Origin of the sequence: Kitasatospora sp. NPDC058190 (genome assembly GCF_042883685.1) — a bacterium.
Classification (GTDB): domain Bacteria; phylum Actinomycetota; class Actinomycetes; order Streptomycetales; family Streptomycetaceae; genus Kitasatospora.
Genome location: NZ_JBHVVI010000085.1, coordinates 25,636 through 39,331, shown reverse-complemented (window position 1 = coordinate 39,331; position 13,696 = coordinate 25,636). Strand labels below are relative to the sequence as shown.

Below are 13,696 nucleotides of genomic sequence, written 5' to 3'. Positions count from 1 at the left end.
GGCGGGTACTTCATCTGAGCAGCCATCACAAAGGCTCCCTTCTCATGACCCATCAGGCCATCTCGGGCAACCTTCCGCACCTCGGGGGAACCTCAGGCCTGGCCGGCTGTCACCGGTACGGGGAACGGGCCGTCGTCGGCCCATGCCCTTGGGGCGGGGCCTGCACCGGTCAGTGTGACGGCGACACCGAGCGCGAGGGCCACGCTCGCGCAACGGAGTGCCGAGCCGCGGCGGTCGGCGGGGAGTGTCCGGGAGACGGTCATGGAGGGGTCCTTCTGGTGTGGACGACACGGGCGAAGCGGGACGGCCCGCGGTGGGCGAAGCCAGGGGTTCCACCGCATGCCATCGGGTGGTGCTTTGGTCGGCCGTCCCCACCCGGGGTGGTCCCGACCACGCCAGGGCCATGATCGGCTTGCCGGGGCAGCCGCGCCAGCACCGACACCGCCGGGCTGTGGACAGGGTGGAGGGGGGACGGCACCGAACGCCCACAGCGGCCCTGCCTGATCCCGGACCCCGCCCGCCCCGGTCGCAAGATCATTGACCGGACAGCTCGGCCCCCGCCCCGGAGGCTGCCCGGGCGACGGCGCGTCCGGCCCGGGTGGCCGGTGCTCCACGGGCGGGACACAATCGTCGGGGCGGCGCGTGACCCGCCACGCCGCCGGTGGGGCGGGGTACTCGACCGGGAGGCGACTGTGGCCGGTGTGACCAGCACCGATCTTCTCGTGGACGCGTTCGACCGGATCCGTGAAACGGTCGCCGACGTGGTCGACGGCCTGACCCCCGAGCAGCTGGCTTTCCGGGTGCAGGACTCGGCCAACTCGATCGCCTGGCTGGTCTGGCACCTCACCCGGGTGCAGGACGACCACCTCGCCGACGCGGCCGACCGTGAACAGGTGTGGACCGCCGACGGCTGGGCGGGCCGGTTCGCTCTGCCGTTCGCCGCTTCGTCCACCGGCTACGGGCACCGACCCGCGCAGGTCGCCAAGGTCACCGCCACCGCCGACCTCCTCGTGGGCTACCACGAGGCCGTCCACGCACGGACCGTCGACTACGTACGCGGCCTCGACAACCGATCCCTCGACCGGATCGTCGACGAGTCGTGGCAGCCTCCGGTCACCCTGGGGGTGCGTCTGATCAGTGTGATCGCTGACGACCTCCAGCACGTCGGCCAGGCGGCCTACGTACGAGGCCTGCTGGCCCGGCGCTGACGGCCCGTGACCCAAGGCGAGGCAGGGTGCGTGATGGCCCGCCCGACAGCTGGAGGGGCCCGGGCCCGGCTCCGCTCCGGTGGCTCCGCTGCTCCTTGCCGGGGACGGCGGCTGCGCCCCGCGGCGGCGGCGTCGAGGGCGCCGGACGACAGCGTACGTCAGTCGATGAGGCCGAGCCGCCGCCCGCCCCGGTCGTGCAGCCGCCGGAAGAAGGCGAGCACCCCGGCCGAGCCACCGGCCCAGGTGGCGCTGGAGCGAGTGAGGCCGGTGTCCGGGAACACCGGACGGGCGGGGGTGCCGCCGCTGCGGCTCAGGATGATCGCCGCGACGGTCTCGGCGGCCTCCCAGAACTCCTCGGACCCGGACGCCGTGGCCACGTCCACCAGCAGCTCGCCGACCCCGGACAGCCCGCAGCACTGGGTGACCAGCGGCATCCGGGGTGCCAGCTCGGCGCAGCCACGCGCGGCCCGCTGGGCGAGGGCGAGGTACCCGGGTTCGCCCAGGCGGTCGGCGGCCCGGACGAGCACCGCCCCGATTCCGGCCAGGCCCCGGCACCACGAACCGTAGCGGCGGGTCGCTCCCGGGGCGCTCGCCGCCGCGAGGATGCCCGGGGTGAGCGCGGCGAGCCGGGCGGCGGCCTGCCGGGCCCGGCGGAGCGCGGCGGGATCGCCGGTCGTGCTGCCGTATTCGAGCAGGAAGTACGCGACGCCCGCCGCGCCGTGCGCCAGCCCCTCGCTCAGGGCGGCGCTGCCGACCGTGTCGGTGCCCGCGGGCGTCAGCCGGGCCGTGCCGGAGGCCAGCATCCGGTCGCACTCGGCGGCCACGGCGAGGTGCCGGTCGGCGAGTGCGTGGTGGCCGCCCGCACCGGCGGACCGGGCGAGCAGCAGCCGGCCGATGCCGATCCCGGCGACGCCCTCGATCAGATCCGCCTCCGGCGGTCCGCCGTCCGGCCCTGAGGCCGGCAGGGCCGGGGGCGTCGGTAGGGTCGGCAACGCCGCCGGGCGCGCCGCCGACGCGCCGTGCGCCTCGGTGAGGAACAGCTCGACGCCGGTACGGCCCGAGTAGAAGCCCGGTGACAGCTTCCTGGACTGGCCCGCCGTCCAGTGCGCCAGCGCTTCGACGGCGACGCGCACCCCGGGCCGGTGCAGGTGGTGGAGCAGTTCCAGGCCGAGCCCGGAGCTGCCGCCGTAGGCGTCGATCGGCGTCGGGACGGCGGCGCGTGCGGCGGCCGCGGGGTCGGCGATCCGGCGGGCCTCCTCGACGCAGAACGCGGTGGTGTGCCCGATGATCTCCTCGAGCAGCCCGTCGTCGAAGCGGAGCCGTGCGGGCGTGCGGGCGACGGCGGGCGCCCCGGTGCGCAGCCGCTCGGCGCCGGCGGTTCGCACCGCCGGGTCGAGGCTCATCAACTCGCTGATGAATTCCCGGAATTGACGGTGCTCGTCGCCGGGCAGCGCCCAGGCCAGCCCAGCCAGCGTGCGGTCCCGGTTGACGGCGGTGTCGGCGTCGACGATCACCGGATCCATGCCGGTGGCGGCGAAGCACAGCGTCGCGCCCAGGGCGTAGTAGTCGTCGGCGGGCTCGGCCGCGCCGACCGCGCGCCGAACCGGGCCGCTGTAGCCGGGCGTCGAGCCGTCCGGGCCGGCCCCGTTCAGCGCGCTGATCCCGAAGTCGATCAGATGGCAGCGTCCCGAGGCGTCGAGCACGACGTTGTCGGGCTTCAGATCGCGGACCACCACGCCCCGGCGGTGGATGCCGTCCAGGACGCGGAGCAGCCCCGCGGCCAGCTCGGAGAGCGCGTCGTCCCGGTACGGGCCGTTCCGCTGGACGACCCGCCGCAGATCCCGGTCGCCGCAGCTGGTCATCACCAGGTACTCGTCCGTGCGGTGCCGGAAGTAGTCGAGTGCGCGCGGCGCCCCGCGGAGGCCGTGGAGCGCGCCGAGGACGGCGTGCTCGTTGCGCAGCCGGTCGCGGGTGTCCGCCCCGGACTCGTCCTCGGCCACGAAGGCCCGGGCCTGTTTGACGACCACCGGTAGGCCGCTGGTCCGGTCGAGCGCCCGGTAGACGTTGCCCTGCGGCTTGCGGGCGATGCCGCCGGTGACCCGGTAGCGCCCACCGCCGAGCCCGGCGTCGCCGTGCGGGCGGTCCCGCTGCTCGAAGGGGTCCTCGGCCCAGGGCGGGCACCGGTAGGAGGCGCCGGCCAGTCCGTCGAAGAGCCGTCCGTCCGGGCCCGTCATGACGGATTCGAGCCGCCCGCTCCGGCCGGTCCGGTAGTCGCCGCTGAAGGGCCCGTACCGGTAGTAGACGGGGGAGTCGGGGTCGACCCGCCGGTCACTGACGATCTGCGGACCCTCCCGGCCGCTCAGTACGGCGACGAGTTCCTGGGCGAGTGCGACGACGGTGCCGGGCGCCGGGTAGACCGTGATCGCCTTGCCGACCGAACCGGCGCTGGATACACCGGAGTTGAGTGTCCTTAGGGTCTCCGGATCCCTGGCCCACTTCGCGTGGCAGACATGGCGTGCCAGCACCGGCAGGACGAGGCCGAGCGCGGCGTCGAGTTCGCCGGGGCGGGCGGAGACGTGCAGCTTCCAGCCGTGTTCCATCGCCGGCATCCGCGGATCGTTCAGGTACGACCAGGTGTCATCGGACCATCCGCTGCGGCCGGCGATGGAACCGGTCACCGTCAGGAGTTGAAGTCGCAGGCGAAGCGGGTGGTGGCCGTCACCCACGGGTCGGCCAGGCAGGCCGTGGCCTCGTGGTCGCCGCGGTCGTCGTCCTCGAACACGATGGCCTCGTCATCGACCACCAGGGGGCCGGCATCGCGGATCTCGTCGGTCAGGGAAACGGGCATGTGGCGCCTCCAGGTCTGGTCGTGCCTTGGGCGATGGCGACGGCGCGGATCGCGGCCGCCGCGAACCGGTGGGCCCGATGGGGCCGGGTTCCTGGTCCACGAAGGTAGGGAGGAACGGTGCGCCTGACAAGGGGGCAGGACGCATCAACTCCACTTGCCGGACACATCCGTGGAGGAATCGTGGAATCGCCTCCGGCGGCAGGCCGCCGCCGGGGTCAGGAGCTGACGCCGACCGCGTGCCGGAAGCTCGCCGGGTCGGTGACCAGGTCCAGCATGGCCCGCGCGACGTCGGATCGGGGGACGGTGGAGCCGGCAGGTCCGGATTCGACGGCGTGCCGGTAGTGGCCCCGGCCGGGCCGGTTGGTCAGCCGCGGGGGCCGGACGGCCGTCCAGTCCAGGTCGCTCTCGCGCAGCACGCGCTCCATCGCCTCCAGGTCGGTGTACACCTCCCGGAGGGCGGCCCAGAGCAGGGGGCCGAACACCTTCGCGGCGAGGAGGGGCTGCCCGGCCCCGGAGCGGTTGAGCGGTGCGGCGCTGACCACGAGGATGCGGCGCACCCCGACGGCCGCCATGGCGGTGGCCGCCGCGCGGGCGGAGGTCGAGGCGGGCTTGAGGGGGTCGGTGCGGCCGGCCTGGCCGATGCCGGAGAGGACGGCGTCCGCGCCCTCGATCACCGGTTCCAGCGACGCGGGGTCGAGGGCATCGGCCCTGACCACGGTCAGGCGGTCGTGGTGGACGGGCAGTCGGGCCGGGTCGCGGACCGCGGCCGTGACGTGGTGCCCGTCGGCGAGGGCCAGGGCGACCAGGTGGCGGCCGATGCCGCCGGTGGCGCCCAGAACAGCGAGTTTCATGACCCCTCCCAGGGGGTGGGTGAGTGCCCACTTCCTTCCTTTCCCCGATGGTGAGTGAGCACTCACCCACCTGTCAAGGTAGGCTGCTGCCCATGACGAACGAGGGGACGCAGCAGGGAACCGAGCCGCTGACCGGGGGTGCGCTGACCCGGGCGCGGGTGCTGGACGCCGCCGCCCGGCTGATCGGCACGGTGGGGCTGGTCCGGGCCACCACCAAGGAGATCGCCCGGGAGGCCGGCTGCTCGGAGGCGGCGCTGTACAAGCACTTCCGGGACAAGGAGGAGATCTTCGTCCGCGTGCTGCGCGAACGCGCCCCGCGGCTGGCCGCCGCCGTCGCCGAACTGCCCGACCGGGCCGGGGCGGGCACGGTGCGCGAGCACCTGGAGGCGGTGGTCGCGGTCGCCGTGCCGTTCTACCGGCAGTCGTTCCCGATGGCCGGCGGGCTGCTCGCCAGCCCCGAGCTGCTCGCCGCGCACCGCCGCAAGCTCGACAACGCCGGTCCACACCACGTCAGTTCACACCTGGCTGACTACCTGCGCGCCGAACAGCGGCTGGGGCGGGTCTCGGCCGCCGTCGACCCGGACGCCGCCGCGATGCTGCTGATCGGCGCCTGCTTCCACCGCGCCTTCCTGGAGGTCTTCTACGCCGGCGAGGGCCCCGCCGAGGCCCTGCGGCCCGTCGCGCCGGCGGAGTTCGCGAGCGCGACCGTCCAGGCCCTGCTCGGCGGCATCGAGGCGCCGGAGGCCTGAGCCCGCGAGGCGGTCCGAGCGGTCAGTGCCCGGGGGCGAGGTAGCGACGGCCCGGTATTTGTTCGAAGATCAGGTTGGTCCGGGTCTGGGCGACCGCCGGGTGGGTGGTGAGGTGGTCGACCACGAAGTCGCGCAGCGCCTCGGGGCTCGCGACGCCGACGTGGAGCAGGTAGTCGTCGGAGCCGGCCATGTGGAAGACCGCCAGGACGCCGGGCAGGTCGGGGGCGGTGCCGCGGAAGCTCTCGTTCTGCTCGCGGGTGTGGGCACGTAGCCGCACCGAGATCATCGCCTGGAGCGGCAGCCCGATCGCGGCGGGGTCGAGTTCGGCGCGGAAGGCGCGGATGATGCCGCGCTCCTGGAGCGCGCGGACACGGGCCAGGCAGGTGGACGGGGCGATGCCGACGGCCGCCGCCAGGGCGTTGTTCGGGAGGCGGGCGTTGTCGGCCAGGGCGCGGATGATCGCCCGGTCCACGTCGTCGAGGGGCGCTCGCCGGGCCTGCGGATTGTTCGGCATGCCTGCCAGGATTCCAGCCCGTTCCGCAGATTCGCAAACCTGATCCGGGCTGGGCCGAATGTTCTTCGGAGGAGCTTCCCCACGGGCCTGGAAAGTTCCATCCTTGCCGCTGGCGACGATCGTCCGTCGCCGTCGGCAGCAACCCCCGGAGTGCCCCGCCCATGAGCCCGACCGCGTCCGCCGCCCTCGCGCCGACCGCAGCCCCGAGCGCAGTCCCGACGGCAGCCCCGACCACCGTCGACCCCGGCCCGGAGCTGGACGGCCGCGACTTCGCGCTCCCTGCGGGCGGCCTGGACGACGCGCAGCGGCTGCGCGCGCTCGACACCGTGGACGAGTACCTGACGCGCAAGCGCAAGCACCTGGTCGGCTACCAGGCCACCCAGGACATGCAGGGCACCGCGCTGGACCTGGCCCGGTTCATGCCGAACAACATCAACAACCTCGGCGACCCGTTCCAGAGCGGCGGCTACAAGCCCAACACCAAGGTGGTCGAGCGGGCCGTCCTCGACTACTACGCCAAGCTCTGGCACGCCGAGCGCCCGCACGACCCGGCCGACCCGGAGTCCTACTGGGGCTACATGCTGTCCATGGGCTCGACCGAGGGCAACATGTACGCCCTCTGGAACGCCCGCGACTACCTGAGCGGCAAGGCGCTGATCCAGCCGCCGGCAGCCCCCTTCGACGCCGTGCGCTACGTCAAGGCCGACCCCGACCGACGGAACCCGAACGCCCACCACCCGGTGGCCTTCTACTCCGAGGACACCCACTACTCCTTCGCCAAGGCCGTCGCCGTCCTGGGCGTGGAGACCTTCCACGCCGTCGGCCTGGAGAAGTACGCCGACGAGTGCCCGCTGACCGACCCGGTGACCGGCCTGCGCAGCTGGCCCACCGAGGTCCCGTCCCGCCCGGGCCCGTCCGGGCTGCCCTGGGACGGCCCCGGGGAGATAGACGTCGACGCCCTCGCCGCGCTGGTCGAGTTCTTCGCCGCCAAGGGCCACCCGATCTTCGTCAACCTCAACCTCGGCAGCACCTTCAAGGGCGCCCACGACAACGTCCGCGAGGTCTGCGAGCGGCTGCTGCCGATCTTCGAGCGGTACGGCCTGGTTCGGCGCGAGGTGGTCTACGGCACCGACCCGAAGACCGGGGAACCGCTGGTCGACCTGCGCCGCGGCTTCTGGATCCATGTGGACGGCGCGCTCGGCGCCGGCTACGCGCCGTTCCTGCGGCTGGCCGCGGAGGAGTCGGGGAAGTACGGCTGGACCCCGGAGGTGGAGCTGCCCGAGTTCGACTTCGGCCTGCGGCTGCCCACCGCCGAGCACGGTGAGGTCGACATGGTCTCCTCGATCGCGATGAGCGGGCACAAGTGGGCCGGTGCGCCGTGGCCGTGCGGCATCTACATGACCAAGGTGAAGTACCAGATCTCGCCGCCGTCCCAGCCGGACTACATCGGCGCGCCGGACACCACCTTCGCCGGCTCCCGCAACGGCTTCTCGCCGCTGATCCTCTGGGACCACCTGTCCCGCTACTCCTACCAGGACCAGGTGGACCGGATCCGTGAGGCCCAGGAGCTGGCCGCCTACCTGGAGCGGCGCCTGGTCGCCATGGAGCGGGAGCTCGGCGTCGAGCTCTGGCCGGCCCGCACCCCGGGCGCCGTCACCGTGCGGTTCCGCAAGCCGAGCCCCGAGCTGGTGGCCAAGTGGTCGCTGTCCTCGCAGGACGTGCTGATGGTCCCGGGCGACGAGGCCACCCGGCGCAGCTACGTGCACGTCTTCGTGATGCCCTCGGTCGACCGGGCCAAGCTCGACGCCCTGCTGGCCGAACTCGCCGAGGACCCGGCGATCCTGGGACGGTAGGCGGCTGTCGGAGCCCCCTGGCCGACTGAAGCCCCCTGGCCGGTGGCCGGGGGGCCTCCGGCGCTCAGAGGTTGGTGAGCTGGTCGCCCTTGGCGTCCTGGAGGACGTGGTCGACGCAGATCGCGAGGATGACCAGCAGGAGCGCGTCCTGCTGGCTGAGGACGTCCACGGCGTAGGCGTCGCGGACGGTGAACCAGCGGCGGGATATGTGGGCCAGGGTGGTGCCCTCGTGCTGGATGTCGAACTCGCGGTCCCAGAGGTTGCCGTTGACCTTCAGCCGGCGGCCGTCCTGGAGGCGGACCTTGAAGCGGTCGCCGAGGAGCGTGAACATCTTCTTGCTGATCTTGGCGGCCGGCTGGCCGTCCTGCTTGATCAGCAGGGTGTGGTGGATCGTGAAGGCCTTGCGGACAATGCTCGCGACGTGCTCGCCGCGGGTGTCGACCAGGGCGAAGGTGCGGCGCAGCCGGAAGAACTTCCGGTTGACGCGGTAGAGCTTCTCCCGGTGCTCCGTCTCGATCCAGGCCTCCTCGTGGAAGGCGAACATGCGGTCGCGGACCAGGTAACGCACAGCGGTTCCCCCGTGGTAGATCGTCTCCGCCGGCCCTGCGGCCCGGCGCGGCCCAGAGCGTAGCGGCTGGTCAGCGAGGGGGAGGGGCAGGGGGTGCTGCTTTTACCGGTCTGCGACATTCCCCCTACACCACGGTGACGTGGAGCCGGGTGACGTGGAACGGGGGGATGTGGAGTGGGGGGATGCGGAGCGGGGGACGTGGAGCGGGGGGCCGCGGAGCTAGGCGATGCCCTGCCCGTCGATGTCCGCCCCCCACTCGTCCTCACCGACGGCGCCCACGCAGTAGCCGCCGCCCTGCACGGTGCCGCCGGCCGCCTGGCACTGTTCGGCGGTGACGTCGTGCGGGAGCGCCCAGGCGGGCGCGGAACCGGCGAGGACGAGGACGGCGGCGGTGAGCGGGACGGCCAGCCGGGCCGGCGATGAAGTGATCATGTGTTTCACAGCAGCACACGACAGGGACGACCGCGAGGCGGAAGGGGCCGTTCGAGGGCCGTGCGGGCGGTTCGCCGGCGCTCTCCCTCGACCTGGTCGCGGGGCTGCGGGCCGCCAAGGAACTCCGTGCGGCGACGAGCCATCTGCTGAGTCCCGCCCGGCCGTCCGTCCTGGGCGAGGCCAACGCGCCGTACGCGGTGGCCGTGGTCCTGCCGAAGCCCGGAGCGGCGTCCGATCCGACCACGGGCGACGTGAGGAGAGTGTTCGCCCGTGAGGACGTCCCCAGCCTCTTCTTCCCGACACCCTAGCCACGACCGTCGGAGTCCCGATGTCAGCCCCTGGTACTTCTACGCCGCCGGTTCGGATTCCGTGGTGGTCATCGACACCGCGACCGGCCAGCTGACGAGGACCGTCACCGTCGGCGGTGCTCCCTGGGCGGTGGGAGTGTCCCCGGACGGCCGTCGCGTCTACGTCACCGACACCCACGCGAACGCCGTGTCGGTGATCGACACCGAGCTGCTCTGACCGGCCCGCGCGTCACCGGTGCCTGGCCACCTCCGGGGGCCAGGCACCGGGGGAGAGGACGCCGAGGGCGTAGGCGCGGGCCACCAGGGCGGTGCGGTTGGGCAGTTGCCAGCGGCGGGTGAGCCGGGCGAGGTGGTAGTTGACGCCGTCCGCGGTGAGCCCGATCTCCTTGGCGATCCGGGCGGTGGTGGCGCCCCGGGCGGCCGCGGCGAGGATGCGGGCCTCGATCGGACTGACCGCGGCGCTCGGGTCGGGTGCCGGCGGAGCGGGCCGAACGGCGGGTTCGTCGAGGGCGCGCAACGAGAGCAGCAGGTTCGGGGTCTGCTCCGGGGTGTCGCTGACCAGGTCGACGGTCATCTCGCCGTGGCGCTCGCCGCCGCCGGAAGGCCGCCAGGACACCCGGGCCGGGTACTGCGAGCGGCGGTGCAGCCGGACGGCCTCGGCGAGCGCCTGCAGGGTGGCGCTGTCCCGCAGGGTGAAGAACTCCAGGATCCGGCGTTTGCGCAACTGCCCCGGCAGCATGCCGAATTCGGCCGCCATCGCGCGGTTGGCGATCAGGATCCCGCCACCCCACGCCACCACGGCGATGGGCAGCGGCACATGGTCCAGCAGACGCAGCGTCCGGTTGCGCCAGATCACCGCGGCGTCCAGCCGGGTGCCTGGCTCCGGACCGCAGCCGTCGGTCGGTCGCATGCTCCGCTCTCCTCCCGCGGCAGCCGCCCGCATCAGATCTGACGGGTCGTGGGCAAGTCTTTGGGTGCCGCTGCCACTACACAATCATGTAGTGATCGTTGCCGTGCGCATGTCCCGGGGGCGCAGAGTGGAGGAGTCGAGAACTTTCCTTGGGAGGGGCCAAGCGATGACCGAGACCATGACCGATGCCGTGCCGACTCCGCCGACTGCGCCGGCTCGGGCCCAGAACGTCCCCCTGGTGGACATCTCCGCGCTGCCGCCGGTCTCCACCCCCGTGCTGCGGACCATCGAGCTGGTCAGAGAGCACGGCCCGGCCTTTGTCCAGCGGCTGCACGGACGCGACATCGTGATGGTCAGCAGCCTGGAGCTGGTGGAGGAGCTGGCGGACGAGGAGCGGTTCCGCAAGGCCGTCGGCCCGGCGCTGGAGAACGTCCGCGAGTTCACCGGCGACGGCCTGTTCACCGCCTACAACGAGGAGCCCAACTGGGCCCGGGCGCACGACATCCTGATGCCCGCCTTCGCGCTCGGCTCGATGCGCACCTACCACCCGGTGATGCTGCGGGTGGCCCGCCGGCTGATCGACTCCTGGGACCGCCGCGCGGCCGCCGGGCTGACGGTGGACGTGCCCGACGCCATGACCAGGATGACCCTGGACACCATCGGGCTGGCCGGGTTCGGCTTCGACTTCGGCTCCTTCGGACGGGATGACCTGCACCCGTTCGTCGAGGCGATGGTGCGCTGCCTGGAGTGGGCGATGACCAAGCTCACCCGCGACCCCGAGCTCGACCACAGCGAGCGCGACGCCGCGTTCCGCGCCGACGCCGACTACCTGGCCGGGGTGGTGGACGAGGTGATCACGGCCCGCGCCGAAAGCGGTGAGAAGGGCCCGGCCGAGGACCTGCTCGGGCTGATGCTGGGCGCGGTGCACCCCGTCGACGGCACCCGGCTGGACATCGAGAACATCCGCAACCAGGTGATCACCTTCCTGATCGCCGGTCACGAGACCACCTCGGGCGCGCTCTCCTTCGCGCTGTACTACCTGTCCAAGCACCCCTCCGAACTCCGGCGCCTCCAGCGGGAGGTGGACGCGCTCTGGGGCGACCAGGCCGACCCGGAGCCCTCGTACGAGGACGTCGGACGGCTGCGCCGCACCCGCCAGGTGCTCAACGAGGCGCTGCGGCTGTGGCCGACGGCGCCCCAGTTCAGCCGGGAGGCGCGCGAGGAGACCCTGCTCGGCGGGCGGATCCCGGTCCGCCCCGGGCAGCCGATCTTCGTGGTGACCCCGATGCTGCACCGCGACCCGGTCTGGGGCGACAACCCGGAGCTGTTCGACCCGTCCCGGTTCGACCCCGAGCGGGAGGAGGAGCGCTCGCCGCACGCCTTCAAGCCCTTCGGTACCGGCGAACGCGCCTGCATCGGGCGGCAGTTCGCGCTGCACGAGGCCACCATGCTGCTGGCCATGCTGGTCCACCGCTACCGGCTGATCGACCACACCGACTACCGGCTGACCCTCAAGCAGACCCTCACCATCAAGCCCGACGGGTTCACCCTCGCCCTCGCCCCGCGCACCCCCGCGCCGGTGGCGCAGCCGGTCCGGAGTGCGGGCCCCGCCGAACGCTCCGAGCTGCCCGGCCGGGTCCGTCAGGGCACCGCTCTGCTGCTCCTGCACGGCTCCAACTACGGTGCCTGCCGGGAGTTCTCGCGCCAACTCGCGGACGTCGCCGGCGAACTCGGCTGCGCCACCGAGGTCGCCCCGCTGGACGCCTACGCGGACGGGCTGCCCACCGACCGGCCGGTGGTGATCACCGCGGCCTCCTACAACGGGCAGCCGACCGACGACGCGGCCGTGTTCGTCCGCCGCCTCCAGGAGGAGGGGCGGAGCGCGGACGGGGTCGAGTACGCGGTGCTCGGGATCGGCGACCGCACCTACGCCGCCACCTACCAGCGCATCCCCGCCCTGATCGACGACCGGCTCGCCGCCCTCGGTGGCACCCGGCTGATCGCCCGTGCCGAGGCCGACGCCTCCGGCGACCTGGCCGGTACCGTCCGGGCGTTCACCGAGGCGCTGGGCGTCGCCCTGCTGGAGCGCTACGGGGATGCGGACGCCCCGGCAGTGCGGCAGGAGGAGGCCGCGTACACGGTGACCGAGCTGGTGGGCGGCCCGCTGGACGCGCTGGCCGCCCGGCACGGCATGGGCGAGCTGACCGTCACCGCCGTCGACAGCCTGACCGACCCCGACTACCACCGGGTCAAGCGGCTGGTCCGGTTGTCCCTGCCGGAGGGGGTGGAGTACCGGACCGCCGACCACCTCACCGTGCTCCCGGCCAACGACCCGGAGCTGGTCGAGCGCGCCGCCAAGCTGTTCGGCGCCGAGCTCGACACGGTGCTCTCCGTCGTGGCGCACCGGCGCACCGGCCTGGCCGTGGACCGCCCGCTGACGGTGCGCGAACTGCTCACCCACCACGTCGAGTTGCAGGACCGCCCGACCGTCGAGCAGTGCGCCGTGCTGGCCGGGCTCAACCCCTGCCCGCCGGAGCAGGCCGCCCTGCGGGCGCTGCCCGCGGACGACCCGCGCACCCTGCTGGACCTGATCGAGGACCACCCGGCGCTGCGGGAGCGGCTGAGCTGGCCGGTGCTGTTGGAGCTGCTGCCGCCGATCCGGCCGCGGCACTACTCGATCTCCTCCTCGCCCGCCGGCGACGCGGGCCGGGTCGACCTGATGGTCTCGGTGCTGAGCGCGCCGGCCCGCTCGGGCCGGGGGACCTTCCGGGGCACCGGCTCCGGCTACCTCGACCGGGTGGCGGTCGGGGACACCGTGCGGGCCCGGGTGCAGCCGTGCCGGGAGGTGTTCCGGATCGGCCACGACACTCCGGTGATCATGATCGCGGCCGGGACCGGCCTGGCGCCCTTCCGCGGGGCCGTCGCCGACCGGTGCGCGCTCCTCGACGGCGGGGCGGAACTCGCCCCGGCGCTGCTGTACTTCGGCTGCGACGACCCGGAGGCGGACTACCTGCACCGGGCCGAACTGGAGGCGGCCCAGCGGACCGGCGCGGTCTCGATGCGGCCCGCGTTCAGCGAGCGGCCGGTGGACGGGCAGCGCTACGTCCAGGACCGCATCGCCGTCGAGGCGGCGGAGGTCTGGGAGCTGCTCGCGGCCGGCGCCAAGGTGTACGTGTGCGGCGACGGCGCCCGGATGGCGCCGGGCGTGCGGGACGCGTTCCGGGCGCTCTACCGGCAGCGCACGCCCGGGGCGGACGAGCAGCAGGCACGGGACTGGCTGCAGGAGCTGGTCGAGGGCGGCCGCTACGTCGAGGACGTGTACGCGGGCTGAGACGGGTCGTGCGCCCCCCCCGGGGGGGGGGGGGGGGCGGGGCCCGGGGCGGGGGCCGGGCGGGGCGCCGGGGGGGGTTGGGGGGGGGATATAAAAAAAAAAAAGCCCCCCAAACAAAAAACAA

12 protein-coding genes are annotated in these 13,696 nt (G+C 73.3%); 5 read left to right on the top strand and 7 right to left on the bottom strand.

Annotated features, from left to right (window positions below; translation table 11 throughout):
* Positions 1-701 precede the first annotated feature (701 nt).
* On the top strand, positions 702-1,208 hold the full coding sequence (locus tag ACFVWU_RS31460) for a DUF664 domain-containing protein (protein ID WP_387627247.1): 507 nt from the start codon (positions 702-704) through the stop codon (positions 1,206-1,208).
* Positions 1,209-1,366: 158 nt separating this feature from the next.
* Here ACFVWU_RS31460 and lanL read toward each other — a convergent pair whose 3' ends face one another.
* The 3 genes from lanL to ACFVWU_RS31445 form a co-directional block, all read right to left on the bottom strand.
* Positions 1,367-3,886: a class IV lanthionine synthetase LanL gene (gene lanL, locus ACFVWU_RS31455; protein WP_387627245.1), complete on the bottom strand. Its 2,520-nt coding sequence runs from the start codon at positions 3,884-3,886 to the stop codon at positions 1,367-1,369.
* 2 nt (positions 3,887-3,888) lie between these two features.
* Positions 3,889-4,056 (bottom strand): SflA family class IV lanthipeptide, encoded by a 168-nt coding sequence (locus ACFVWU_RS31450; protein ID WP_387627244.1) that lies wholly within the window; start codon positions 4,054-4,056, stop codon positions 3,889-3,891.
* A gap of 215 nt (positions 4,057-4,271) precedes the next feature.
* The gene (locus ACFVWU_RS31445; protein WP_387627243.1) at positions 4,272-4,907 is read right to left on the bottom strand and encodes an NAD(P)-dependent oxidoreductase; all 636 of its coding nucleotides are present in this window, start codon (positions 4,905-4,907) and stop codon (positions 4,272-4,274) included.
* Positions 4,908-4,999: 92 nt separating this feature from the next.
* On the opposite strand from ACFVWU_RS31445, the gene ACFVWU_RS31440 reads away from it, so the two are divergent.
* Positions 5,000-5,656: a TetR/AcrR family transcriptional regulator gene (locus ACFVWU_RS31440; protein ID WP_387627241.1), complete on the top strand. Its 657-nt coding sequence runs from the start codon at positions 5,000-5,002 to the stop codon at positions 5,654-5,656.
* Between the two features lie 22 nt (positions 5,657-5,678).
* On the opposite strand, the gene ACFVWU_RS31435 is transcribed toward ACFVWU_RS31440, so the two are convergent.
* Positions 5,679-6,170 (bottom strand): Lrp/AsnC family transcriptional regulator, encoded by a 492-nt coding sequence (locus tag ACFVWU_RS31435; RefSeq protein WP_387627240.1) that lies wholly within the window; start codon positions 6,168-6,170, stop codon positions 5,679-5,681.
* Positions 6,171-6,331: 161 nt separating this feature from the next.
* Between ACFVWU_RS31435 and ACFVWU_RS31430 the strand changes: the two genes are divergently transcribed.
* Positions 6,332-8,023, top strand: a complete 1,692-nt coding sequence (locus ACFVWU_RS31430; protein WP_387627239.1) for a histidine decarboxylase — start codon at positions 6,332-6,334, stop codon at positions 8,021-8,023.
* Between the two features lie 64 nt (positions 8,024-8,087).
* On the opposite strand, the gene ACFVWU_RS31425 is transcribed toward ACFVWU_RS31430, so the two are convergent.
* Entirely contained in the window at positions 8,088-8,591 is a 504-nt protein-coding gene (locus ACFVWU_RS31425) for an LURP-one-related/scramblase family protein (RefSeq protein ID WP_387627238.1), read from the bottom strand.
* A gap of 219 nt (positions 8,592-8,810) precedes the next feature.
* Positions 8,811-9,023 (bottom strand): hypothetical protein, encoded by a 213-nt coding sequence (locus ACFVWU_RS31420; protein WP_387627237.1) that lies wholly within the window; start codon positions 9,021-9,023, stop codon positions 8,811-8,813.
* Positions 9,024-9,293: 270 nt separating this feature from the next.
* Between ACFVWU_RS31420 and ACFVWU_RS31415 the strand changes: the two genes are divergently transcribed.
* Positions 9,294-9,548 (top strand): YncE family protein, encoded by a 255-nt coding sequence (locus ACFVWU_RS31415; RefSeq protein ID WP_387627235.1) that lies wholly within the window; start codon positions 9,294-9,296, stop codon positions 9,546-9,548.
* Positions 9,549-9,560: 12 nt separating this feature from the next.
* On the opposite strand, the gene ACFVWU_RS31410 is transcribed toward ACFVWU_RS31415, so the two are convergent.
* Complete coding sequence (locus tag ACFVWU_RS31410; protein ID WP_387627233.1) at positions 9,561-10,241, bottom strand: LuxR C-terminal-related transcriptional regulator; 681 nt, start codon at positions 10,239-10,241, stop codon at positions 9,561-9,563.
* 166 nt (positions 10,242-10,407) lie between these two features.
* On the opposite strand from ACFVWU_RS31410, the gene ACFVWU_RS31405 reads away from it, so the two are divergent.
* Positions 10,408-13,572 (top strand): bifunctional cytochrome P450/NADPH--P450 reductase, encoded by a 3,165-nt coding sequence (locus ACFVWU_RS31405; RefSeq protein WP_387627232.1) that lies wholly within the window; start codon positions 10,408-10,410, stop codon positions 13,570-13,572.
* Positions 13,573-13,696: the final 124 nt, after the last annotated feature.

Bases quoted from the DNA above. Each gene is read 5' to 3' on its own strand.
- ACFVWU_RS31405 (WP_387627232.1), top strand. From the start codon at position 10,408: ATGACCGAGACCATGACCGATGCCGTGCCGACTCCGCCGACTGCGCCG.
- ACFVWU_RS31420 (WP_387627237.1), bottom strand. From the start codon at position 9,023: ATGATCACTTCATCGCCGGCCCGGCTGGCCGTCCCGCTCACCGCCGCC.
- ACFVWU_RS31435 (WP_387627240.1), bottom strand. From the start codon at position 6,170: ATGCCGAACAATCCGCAGGCCCGGCGAGCGCCCCTCGACGACGTGGAC.
- ACFVWU_RS31440 (WP_387627241.1), top strand. From the start codon at position 5,000: ATGACGAACGAGGGGACGCAGCAGGGAACCGAGCCGCTGACCGGGGGT.
- ACFVWU_RS31410 (WP_387627233.1), bottom strand. From the start codon at position 10,241: ATGCGACCGACCGACGGCTGCGGTCCGGAGCCAGGCACCCGGCTGGAC.
- ACFVWU_RS31430 (WP_387627239.1), top strand. From the start codon at position 6,332: ATGAGCCCGACCGCGTCCGCCGCCCTCGCGCCGACCGCAGCCCCGAGC.
- ACFVWU_RS31445 (WP_387627243.1), bottom strand. From the start codon at position 4,907: ATGAAACTCGCTGTTCTGGGCGCCACCGGCGGCATCGGCCGCCACCTG.
- ACFVWU_RS31450 (WP_387627244.1), bottom strand. From the start codon at position 4,056: ATGCCCGTTTCCCTGACCGACGAGATCCGCGATGCCGGCCCCCTGGTG.